At 63.3% G+C, this 9,648-nt stretch carries 9 protein-coding genes; 4 read left to right on the top strand and 5 right to left on the bottom strand.

What is annotated here, in order from left to right:
• Nucleotides 1–14 precede the first annotated feature (14 nt).
• Nucleotides 15–1,511, top strand: coding sequence for a group II intron reverse transcriptase/maturase (gene ltrA / locus LAO51_10605; GenBank protein ID MBZ5639186.1), 1,497 nt, complete (start codon nt 15–17; stop codon nt 1,509–1,511).
• Between the two features lie 316 nt (nt 1,512–1,827).
• On the opposite strand, the gene LAO51_10610 is transcribed toward ltrA, so the two are convergent.
• From LAO51_10610 to LAO51_10625, 4 genes are all read right to left on the bottom strand, one after another.
• Complete coding sequence (locus LAO51_10610; GenBank protein MBZ5639187.1) at nt 1,828–2,367, bottom strand: hypothetical protein; 540 nt, start codon at nt 2,365–2,367, stop codon at nt 1,828–1,830.
• A 153-nt stretch (nt 2,368–2,520) separates the two neighbouring features.
• Nucleotides 2,521–3,105 (bottom strand): site-specific integrase, encoded by a 585-nt coding sequence (locus LAO51_10615; GenBank protein ID MBZ5639188.1) that lies wholly within the window; start codon nt 3,103–3,105, stop codon nt 2,521–2,523.
• Between the two features lie 5 nt (nt 3,106–3,110).
• Nucleotides 3,111–3,782, bottom strand: a complete 672-nt coding sequence (locus LAO51_10620; protein ID MBZ5639189.1) for a methyltransferase domain-containing protein — start codon at nt 3,780–3,782, stop codon at nt 3,111–3,113.
• 303 nt (nt 3,783–4,085) lie between these two features.
• Nucleotides 4,086–5,117 (bottom strand): toll/interleukin-1 receptor domain-containing protein, encoded by a 1,032-nt coding sequence (locus tag LAO51_10625; protein MBZ5639190.1) that lies wholly within the window; start codon nt 5,115–5,117, stop codon nt 4,086–4,088.
• A 639-nt stretch (nt 5,118–5,756) separates the two neighbouring features.
• Between LAO51_10625 and LAO51_10630 the strand changes: the two genes are divergently transcribed.
• The 3 genes from LAO51_10630 (at nt 5,757) to LAO51_10640 (ending at nt 9,070) form a co-directional block, all read left to right on the top strand.
• Complete coding sequence (locus tag LAO51_10630) at nt 5,757–6,725, top strand: hypothetical protein (protein ID MBZ5639191.1); 969 nt, start codon at nt 5,757–5,759, stop codon at nt 6,723–6,725.
• Nucleotides 6,726–6,909: 184 nt separating this feature from the next.
• Nucleotides 6,910–7,812 (top strand): hypothetical protein, encoded by a 903-nt coding sequence (locus LAO51_10635; protein ID MBZ5639192.1) that lies wholly within the window; start codon nt 6,910–6,912, stop codon nt 7,810–7,812.
• 4 nt (nt 7,813–7,816) lie between these two features.
• Nucleotides 7,817–9,070 (top strand): hypothetical protein, encoded by a 1,254-nt coding sequence (locus tag LAO51_10640; GenBank protein MBZ5639193.1) that lies wholly within the window; start codon nt 7,817–7,819, stop codon nt 9,068–9,070.
• A 366-nt stretch (nt 9,071–9,436) separates the two neighbouring features.
• Here LAO51_10640 and LAO51_10645 read toward each other — a convergent pair.
• Nucleotides 9,437–9,648 (bottom strand): hypothetical protein (locus LAO51_10645; GenBank protein MBZ5639194.1); only part of this gene is annotated, 212 nt, incomplete at its 5' end.

A 9,648-nucleotide genomic window follows, 5' to 3' on the forward strand; every position in this document is an offset into this window, starting at 1 on the left:
AAGGACGTACGCCGATGATGGACGGGCGCGGGAAGTCGGACAGCCCCGTAGTACCGGGGAAGCCGCCGAACAAGGCCGAGGAACCGGCTGCGGAGGTGGTGGAGGGAAGGGGGCTGGCCAAGGGGAAACTGCCCGAGAGCAACGCACCCCGGACTCAGAGCCGGACCAGTGCGCCCAGCGCCTTCGAGCGGTTGCGGCAGGCAGTGCAGAAGGACAGGAAGCAGCGGTTCACCGCGCTCCTTCACCACGTCTACAACGTCGATCGGCTTCGGGGGGCGTACCTGGCTGTGAAGAGGGACGCCGCCGCGGGGGTCGATGGCGAGACGTGGCAGCACTACGGGGAGAACTTGGAGGGGAACCTCCGGGATCTTTCCGAGAGGCTGAAGCGGGGAGCGTACCGGGCGATGCCGGTTCGTCGGGCGTACATCCCGAAGGCGGACGGGCGGCAGCGGCCGCTCGGCGTTCCCACGCTGGAAGACAAGATCGTCCAGCGTGCCGTGGTCGAGGTGCTCAACGCCATCTACGAAACGGACTTTGTCGGCTTCTCGTACGGCTTCCGACCCGGGCGCAGTCCGCATCAGGCTTTGGATGCGCTCGCCGTCGGGATCGAGGCGAGGAGGGTGAACTGGGTGCTCGACGCCGACATCCGTAGCTTCTTCGACACGCTCGATCACGGATGGCTGGCGAAGTTTGTCGAGCACCGCGTGGCGGACCGGCGCGTCGTGCGGCTCATCCGGAAATGGTTGAGCGCGGGCGTGCTGGAGGACGGAAAGCGGACACGGAGTGAAGTGGGAACCGTCCAGGGCGGGAGTATCAGCCCGCTGCTGGCGAATATCTATCTCCACTACGTGTTCGACCTCTGGGTCCACCAGTGGAGAAGAAGGCAGGCACGGGGCAACGTGGTAGTCGTGCGCTTCGCCGACGACTTCGTGGTGGGGTTCGAACATCGACTCGACGCTGAGCAGCTCCTTGCGGAACTCAGGCTGAGGCTGGGGGAGTTCGGCTTGGAATTGCATCCCGCCAAGACCCGGCTGATTGAGTTCGGCCGGTATGCGGCGGACCGGCGAAGAAGGCGTGGCGCGGGGAAGCCCGAGACGTTCAACTTCCTCGGCTTCACGCACATCTGCGGATGGACCCGGAACGAGAAGTTCGTGGTCCTTCGGCAGACGATGCGCCAGAGGTGGCAGGCCAAGCTGAAGGCGGTCAAGGAAGAGCTGAGACGCCGGAGGCATCGGCCGATCCCGGAACTGGGCGCCTATCTGCGGTCGGTTGTCGGTGGACACGTGCGTTACTACGGTGTCCCTCGCAACAGCGGCGCCATCAGTTCTTTCCGTGGGGCGGTCATCTGGCTGTGGTGGCGGGCACTGAAGCGCCGCAGTCAGCGAAGCCGCCTGTCGTGGGAGCGCATGCGGCGTCTATGTCAGCAATGGCTCCCACCCGCTCACATCTGTCATCCCTATCCCATTCAGCACCTGGCCGTCATGACCCAAGGCAGGAGCCGTGTGCGTTAGTAGCGCATGCACGGATCTGTGCGGGGGGCGCCGGGAAACCGGCGTCCCTACCGCGACAACCTCTGCGCCCGAGCGGCGCGTCGACGGTCGGTTCCTGCCGAATTGCGAGAGGATGCGGCGGAAGAGGCTGCATGCGCGCTGGTGGCGCTGGCCCACCCGCTCCGACCGACCGATCCCGCCTCTCTCGAGGTACCCCGCTTCGGAGCGTGTCCCGTCACGGTGACTCAGTTCTGTTGCGAGGCGTCTCCACTCCGCATTTCGCCGAAACTGCTCGAGAAGGTGTCGAAGATCACGAGGGCGGCGGCGGCGCAGGCGACTACGACGCCCGCTGGAGGCCGTAGAAGTCGATGACGAACTTTGCGATGTCCTCTGGGGCTGGCGCGCAATTGGGGCGCGTCATCATGAAGTCAACCCAATCCACCGTATGCAGCCCTCGCATCATCTGGTCGGCCTCCACGTAGAGGTGCGCCAGCACGAGGATGATGATCGGGTTGAGGCCATGCTGCTCCTTCGCCTGAAAGGCGGTGTTGCAGACGGCCTCCGCGCGCTCGCCCACCAGGGACTCTGACGAGTGCGCTTCATAGAGTTTCGCCTTCAGTACAGCCCGCTGGAACCACAGCTGGTAGGCCGCCGCGTTCTCGGCTGTGATCTGGCTCCATGCGGGGTCACGGGGCTGCGGGCTGAAGTGGAGTCCGAGGATGGGATCGACATTGTTCTGCATCCAGTCAGGTCCGCGCTTGCCCTGGTCCTCGGAGTACTCGACGAGCACCTTCCGCGGCGCGGATGGCAGTTCTTGTTTCGGCGTCCGGGCTGCTGCAGGTCGCTTGCCGATTCCGAGAAGATCAAGCAGCCTCATGTGTGCCCTCCTTTGAACCCCATGCTGCCTCCGAGAACGGCGACCACAAACGCGCTCAGACGGCCGGCAACGGACGTTCTGCTAGGATACTTCTACGCCCGCAGGTTGCGGGATAGCAACAGTTTTCGAGAGGGAGGCTGCTGGACAGCCGCTTCAGCAGGCCAGCGTTCGAATCCGCCGCGACATCTCCTCGTCGCTCGGATGGGTATAGATGACGGTCGTCAGCGGGCTAAGATGCCGCGCAAACCTCTGCGCCAGGAACAGGTCGTGGGTGGCCCGGTACACCGCCGTCACGGCCGAGTGCCGTAGCGAATGAAACGGGTACAGCCGGTCGAACCCTGCCTTCTTCTGCCATTGCCGCCACGCGAACTGGACCCGGCGCTTTGAGATGCGGCGGCGGGACTGGTTGCAAAAAAGCGGAGCGCCAGCAACCAGATCCTCGCCGCGGTCCCGCTTCCACCGCCAGAACCGCCTCAGCTTTACGACCAGCCGGTCCGGCAGGAATACGTCCGTAGCACGGCCGCCCTTGGCGATCTCGGGGCGGATGCGGACGCGGACCCGGGGCGTGCCGTCCGTGTTGAACACGTCGCCGACGTTGAGGCCGACCAGCTCGCCGAGCCGCAGGCCGGTCCCGAGGGCCATCGAGAAGATGGTGTGGTCGCGCAGGTTGGTGGCCGTGGCCCGCAGGATCGCCTTCTGCTCGGCGGCGGTCAGGGTCGGCGGGGCGAGGTGGGGCATGGGGTTCACCCTCCCTTCGTTGGCGGCTCGCGCTTCTCGGCGATCACGGTGGTGAACTTCTTGACCGTACCGTTCGGGGCCGGGTACGTCTCCGCGCGCCAGACGAGAATGTCCCAGCCTGCGAAGTGCTCGCGCAGTTCCTCGCTCCCGAACAGGTAGTAGTTGTCGGGATCGAACATGTCCAGGAACGTCGTTCCTTCGACGAGGACATTCACCGCGGCCAGGCCACGAGGACGCACGCACCCCTGGATGTCACTTAGCAGTTGCAGAGCCCGTTCACGCCGGAAGAACATGAGCAGTCCAATGGCGACAACCGTGTCGAACTCTCGGGCGATTCTGAACGTCCCAAGATCCGCGAGAACGGTTTCGACGGGGAGCGATTCCTCCTCGGCCACCTGGCGGATTCGCGCCAAGGCCGTCGGGCTCGCGTCCACAGCCACGACCCGGCAACCCCGTTTTGCCACTTCAAGAGTCAAATTGCCCAGTCCGCAGCCGAGATCAAGGACCTCGCCCGCCACGTAGCCGATCGCCAGGATCTCGAATGGATTGAGAGCGAACTCCTGTTCTCGCACCTGACGCTGGAACTGGTTCTCGAAGAAGTTCACAGAGCGGGAACCGCTGGCCAACGGGTCGTTGGGTTGATCCGACATACCGCCTCCCGTCATGGTGGACAGCATCCTACGCCTTGCCGAGGCGCGACGGCGGTCAGGGTCGGCGGGGCGAGGTGGGGCATAGCGACCTCCCGCCACGACAGGGCCATCGGTGGGGGAGGAAGTCAAGGGAGCAGCTGGCGACGGACACTCCGGTTCAGACTCGACTACGCAGCCGACGCAAACCGGTTGGCGAAGGAACGGGGCGAGGGACTGTCGACGCTCGCCATCGAGCCCGAGCAGATCGAGGCGGGCGACAAGTTCTTCGAGGTGCTCGGCAACGCGTTTGGCCGCGCCTGCAACGCGATCAGGCTCCAGGCGGCTCCGCGGTCACTCCGCCGCCGCGATCGCGGCGGGCTTCTTCAGGTCGCGCACGACGCGATCGAACGCCTGCTTGTATGAGTCGTGGTTCTTCCAGTTCTTGAAGTCACCGATGTGGCGCTCGTGCCGCAGTCCGGTTGCCCAATCGTACGGGCAATCAAACACTGCATCGTCGAGCCGGATGGGGAAGAGCACGGTAGTGTCGCGCCGCTTCTCTTCAGCAAGGCCAGCCTTTACCTCGCGTTCCACCCAACCGCTCCCAATCGAATGGTCGGAGAGGACTAGAAGTACCTTGTCGCGAAGTCGTATTGCCTCGTCGATTGCGACGCGAGTGCGCTCGCCGATCTTCAGATCCTCAGCTGCGAACCAGCAGCGGATTCCCTTGTCTTGGAGATCGGCGTGGAGCCTGCGGGCAAACTCCTCATCTTTCGAAGAGTAGCTGATGAAACAGGAGTAGAACTCGATCGCCGCTCCGTGAAATAGCGCAGGAATGTTGTCAATAAGCACGTCCGGCAACCCACAACCCTGAAGGAACCTCAGAGGAAGATGTCTGGACATTTCCAGGGTTCGGTGACCTGTGACGCTTGGACCAATGTGCACACAAGATTCGAGGCCACCGGCGCCCGAGAGGTCAACATCGCCGAAGACTGTACCGCCAAGCACCGCGCCATTTAGGTCCGCGTCGTTGAGGTTCGCGTAGCTGAGGTTGGCTTCGTCGAGGAATGCGGCACGAAGATCCGCGCCGCGGAGATCCGTGCCTCGGAGATTCGCGGTGCCGAGATACGCGCCTTGAAGGTTCGCGCGTCGGAGGTCCGCGCCTTGGAGGTTCCCGTCGCGGAGATTCGCAATGCCGAGGTCCGCGCTTTGGAGGTTCGCGTAGCGTAGATTCGCGTAGCGGAGGTCCGCGCCGCGGAGATCTGCGTCGCGGAGGTCCTCGGGGGGAAGGTCCGGCACGGACTCGGCTTCTTGGTAACGGCGGTTCCATTCTGCTATGCCTTCTTGGCCGCCTCGGAGAAGACGGAGCGCCTCGTGACGGTCCATGGTTCGCCCTCCTGGAGGGCAAGACTACCGCGGCGAGTTGCCGGGGTCCAGATCAGCGCGAGCGGAACCCGGATCGGCTACGCGGCCGCTTCCGATACCGGCACTCCCCACCGGCCGAGGATAGCCCCGGCGCCAGGCGCGAAGGATGGCCTGCTGCTCGGCGGTGGTCAGGGTAGGCGGGGCGAGGTGGGGCATGGGGACCTCCCGCCTGACAGGGCCATCGGTGGGGGAGGAAGTCAAGGGGAAGGGAAGCGCGCCGCAACGTGATGCCGATCGGCCCCTCGGGGTGCCGCCAGTGGGGAGACCCTCTTCGTCCGGTATTTCGAGGGAGCCTCCAGCTAGCGCGGCCAGAAGTACTCGTCGTGCCACCTCTGGCATTCGCCTTGAACACGCGCCCGCCCGTGTTGTGCACGTGCAACACCGATTGGTTCGAACCTCACATGCGGCGGCGGCAACGGCGTATGTTCGATGCACGTTGGTCGTTCCGACCGATTCAAGGACGGAGATCGACGATGCCGTCACTTCCCGAAAAACCACCGTCACGTGGCGCAGAGCCGATACCGCATTTGTAATCTGCTTACCCTAGGATCCGCGACCCTATATTATTGAGGATGACTCGATCGTCGGAGACCCTGCACCATGAGGCCACTCGTAGTCGCGATCGCCTTTCTCGCGACTGGTTGGGCGTTCGGCGCCGGCGTTGATCTTGAGCTTCGATCCGCGACGGCGCAGCAGCTCGTGCTCGAGCCACCAGATCTTCATCTGGTTCTGGTGAACCACGGCGCTGAGCCCGTGAGTATCGCGCTCTCGTCTGCTTCGCGGCCGCGACTCCGAATCCAAACCGACGATGGGTGGTTCGATTGTAAGAGTAGCCTTGCGGTCTGCCCTGGGGTAAGCGCGGTCCCTTGGACTCGAATTCAGCACGGCGCTGAGGTTGAGCTGGGTCCACTTCCCCTCCTGTGCCCGAGCGCAGCGGTGGACGCGCACGGTGCCGTCAAGGAGTGGGTCGAAGTCCCGGCGCGGTACCGGTTTCAGGCCGAGACTCGTCTGGCGGTACCCGCTCAATCGGCGGGCGGCACCGCAGCGCCGGACAACGCGTTCACGGGAGCGCTCACATCGACCATCGTCTCTATCGACGTGAACGAGCCAAGCGGAGTGGACGCGCAGGCTCTGAGCTGGGCTCGCGAGCATAACGACACGCCGATGTCGTGGGCTGCCGTCAGGCTATTCCCGGGGTCGCGCTACGCCGCACTTGCCTTGCTGCCCTACATCGACATAGGGAAATCAGACCCGAGCAGGGTCAGAACGATCATCGAGCGCGGGCAATTCCTCAGCTGGGGCTCGGTCCCAGATTCGGACACGCCCGACGGTTGGGCCAGCCTTTCAGGAGCCGAATTGGCGAACTGGCGCATTGAGCGCGCCGAACGCATTCTGCGGAACCACCCGAATCTCCCCTCTGCAGGACAGCTCAGGCTTGCGATTGGCGTCAACCAGATTGCCTCTGGGAAGGGGAACGAGGGTCGCAAGCTCCTTCGGCAGCTTGCCAGCCACACAGATACGCGTGAAGGCGCCTGGGCGAAGGAGTTCCTTGGGATCGACGGTCCGTAATCGCGGACAACAGCCGATCTGCATCCTGAGATCGAGCCCTTGGAACCAACCGGTTGGAGCTCGGTCTAATCGTGGTGGGAGCGGCCTCAAAGGGTGCACAAAATGACGGTCCAAGGTGTCGCGGCAACTTCGAAGCAGGTGATTCTTCGCGACTTCCGAGACGCAGGCGGGCAGGGTCGCGACCATGCAGACTAGGACGCTTCTCGCCATCACCTTGCTGGTGGCGGTTTCGACTCCGTGCGTTGCTCTCCAGGTGTCAATCTCGGCTGCAAAAACGTCCTTCGTTCAGGCAGAACCAATCTACGTCTGGGTTGACTACTACAACGAAACCGGGGAGGAGATCGGAGTTGCGCAGCGAGAGATGTTCGGATTCGATGTCTTGACGACTCGGACTCGAAACGGCGAACTGGTTAGACGCCCTGTCGAGCTGGTAACGCGCGGGCCCCGCGGTCGAAATCAGATTCAGCGAATCGGTCCTAAGGGGCACTTTGTATTCTTCGCCAACTTGTTGGACGTGGTGAACCTCGTCGACTCCGAGAGTTACACCGTTCAAATCTCTGCACCGAACTACGCGCCGGAGCAGGACTTGGATAAGGAGCATCCAGTACTGCCACCTTCGCAGCTCGTGCGTGGCCCAATCGAGTCAAACCTCTGGGCGTTCACGATCACGCCCGGGAGTGGTGACGTGTTCAACCTGATTGCCGGGGATCTACAAAAAAGGCGATCCGGCGTGTACGAGCTGTACCGGAATGCTAGACGAATCGTCGAGGAATTTCCGGACTCACCCTACTGGCCGTATGCGGTCGTGTGCGAGGTCGATCAAGTTCTCTACGCCGAGGGTTCCGGCCCGGTGCCGCTCAGGGACCGGCTCGCGCCGGCCGAAGCCCTGATGGACAGGCTTCGTGCCAGTCGGAGTCGGTTTCAGAACTTCGACATCGCCCTGATTCTCTACGCGGAACGCTTGCTGAAGGTGGGTGAACAGGACGCGGCGCGCAAGCTTCTGGAGGAACTCAAGCGAGAAGCGATCAGCGGTGTCGCGCGACTGTACGTCGACGAAGTACTGTCGAGCAAGACAGCGGCGAGGTAAGGCAGTGTCCCCAAAACAGGGCTTCCACGGAAGGCCGATCGCGCCTCGTCTGCTTGCACTTGCCTTTGCGTTCGTGGCCCTGCAGCCAGCTCTGGCCGACATCGAGGAGTGCGGCTCGCGCGAGTTTCGCCGCGAGTTCCTCGTCGGCTCACCGATGGAGCCGGCGGAGGGAGCCAGGTGTGGGATGACCTCGCCGAGCCCGAGGCTCGTCAAAGCTGGGGACCGCGTGCTCCCATGTCTCGCCGGGATTGTCGAGGGCACGGGTGCGAAATTCCTCGAATGCCGCAAGGAGCCGCGGCTGTGTCAGAACTGGGCGATGGGTGCAATCGCCGCTAGCGGCACCCCCAGGGCCGTAGCCTTCCTGATGTTCTTGGCCGGCAGCACTGCCGATGCCGACCAGCTGATCGGTGCTGCGGGCTCTTTGGCAAACATGCACGTCCGTCAGGCCATCCCGATCCTGCGCGCACGCCTGGATTCTGGAGACGACCGAGTCCGCGCCGACCTGGTGATGTCGTTGGGTATCCTCCAGGCCAGGGACTACACGCCCGAGCTCGTAACGACAACGTTGGGCCTGAAGCCAGAGGACTTCTACAGGGCCATTCACGGGTTTCGTTTCCTCGGTGACCCGAGCGTGGTCCCGGCTCTACGGAAATACGTCGATGCGATGCCAGCGTCGGACATGCGCAATCTCCTGATGGGGCAAGTGAACGACATCGGAGTCGTGGCCAACTTCCAAGCCGGCATCGAGCAGAAGAACGGAGGGTTCCGACCGTGGTCGGAGTCATTCCTTCGAGCGGCAATCGACGAGGGAGTACGCGCTGGAAGTAGTGCGCCAATCGTGGGGGAGGCCTACTACGAGCTTGGAGACATGTGCCGGCGAGACGGTCGCTTGGATGAGGCAGGAACTCTGTTCGCGCGGGCCGAGGAGGTGTGGCGGAAGTCTCTTCCTCTCGGCGACGGGAAGCACGTTGACCTCGAAATCGTTCGTGCCTTGGTTCGCGACGCGGGTGGAACGGACCCTGCGTTGGCCGACAAGTTCGCTTACTTCGCTCGACTGCTGCATGCGGCGCGACCGGAGCGGAGGAACGAGATCGAATCCCGTTTCCCAGAGTTGCGCGAGACCTTCGAACGCTACACTGTGTATTGCCGGACGAACAAGCTTGTCGCTTGCCAGCAGGACCTCGATCGCCTTCTGTCTGACCCCAAGAGCGGCGCCACCGATTTGCCCAGCGTCAAAAGCGGCGGACACGCGAGATGACCCACGGATCGTCCGTTCGCTGTCCGCTTTCTTGAAGCGAACCGTCGCCCAGCCATCTCCCGCCCGAGATCTCGCGACAAGTTGTGCTCGTTTTGTGCTCGAACTGGAACCGACGCGGTACGAAACGAACCAAGAGCCAGTGGCGGAAACCCGCGTTGCGTTTGGTTCTCTTCGGCTGACGTCGTCGCGTCAGCGCGCAAAGTCCTGGCTTAAAATCCCCTTCCCGCAGGGGAGTCCGGGTTCGAGTCCCGGCTCCGGCACCACCAAATAGCCCGAAGCGGCGCGATTTTCTGTGTGCAGGCGCTAGAGGACGCACACAGAAGTGTCGGCCGTTTGCCCAAATTGTGCTCGTTCTGTGCTCGTTCTTCACAAGGATCCTAACTGGGGCGCGACATCGCGACGACGTTCGACGCGTGTACGGGGCGAGAGGCTCGGTACGCCTCGTGTTTTCCTCTCCGAAATCCTTCCGGGTTTGAGGGCGTAAATCGGTAGAGAAATTCCCTCCTTCTTCTGGCGGCCGAAGGCCGCGAGTAGGAGGACGGGATGTTCGAGAGATTGCGGGACGGGATCGAGGGACC

This window comes from Terriglobia bacterium (genome assembly GCA_020073205.1).
Lineage (GTDB): Bacteria > Acidobacteriota > Polarisedimenticolia > Polarisedimenticolales > JAIQFR01 > JAIQFR01.

Bases quoted from the DNA above. Each gene is read 5' to 3' on its own strand.
- ltrA (MBZ5639186.1), top strand. From the start codon at position 15: ATGATGGACGGGCGCGGGAAGTCGGACAGCCCCGTAGTACCGGGGAAG.
- LAO51_10610 (MBZ5639187.1), bottom strand. From the start codon at position 2,367: ATGAGGCTGCTTGATCTTCTCGGAATCGGCAAGCGACCTGCAGCAGCC.
- LAO51_10615 (MBZ5639188.1), bottom strand. From the start codon at position 3,105: ATGCCCCACCTCGCCCCGCCGACCCTGACCGCCGCCGAGCAGAAGGCG.
- LAO51_10620 (MBZ5639189.1), bottom strand. From the start codon at position 3,782: ATGCTGTCCACCATGACGGGAGGCGGTATGTCGGATCAACCCAACGAC.
- LAO51_10625 (MBZ5639190.1), bottom strand. From the start codon at position 5,117: ATGGACCGTCACGAGGCGCTCCGTCTTCTCCGAGGCGGCCAAGAAGGC.
- LAO51_10630 (MBZ5639191.1), top strand. From the start codon at position 5,757: ATGAGGCCACTCGTAGTCGCGATCGCCTTTCTCGCGACTGGTTGGGCG.
- LAO51_10635 (MBZ5639192.1), top strand. From the start codon at position 6,910: ATGCAGACTAGGACGCTTCTCGCCATCACCTTGCTGGTGGCGGTTTCG.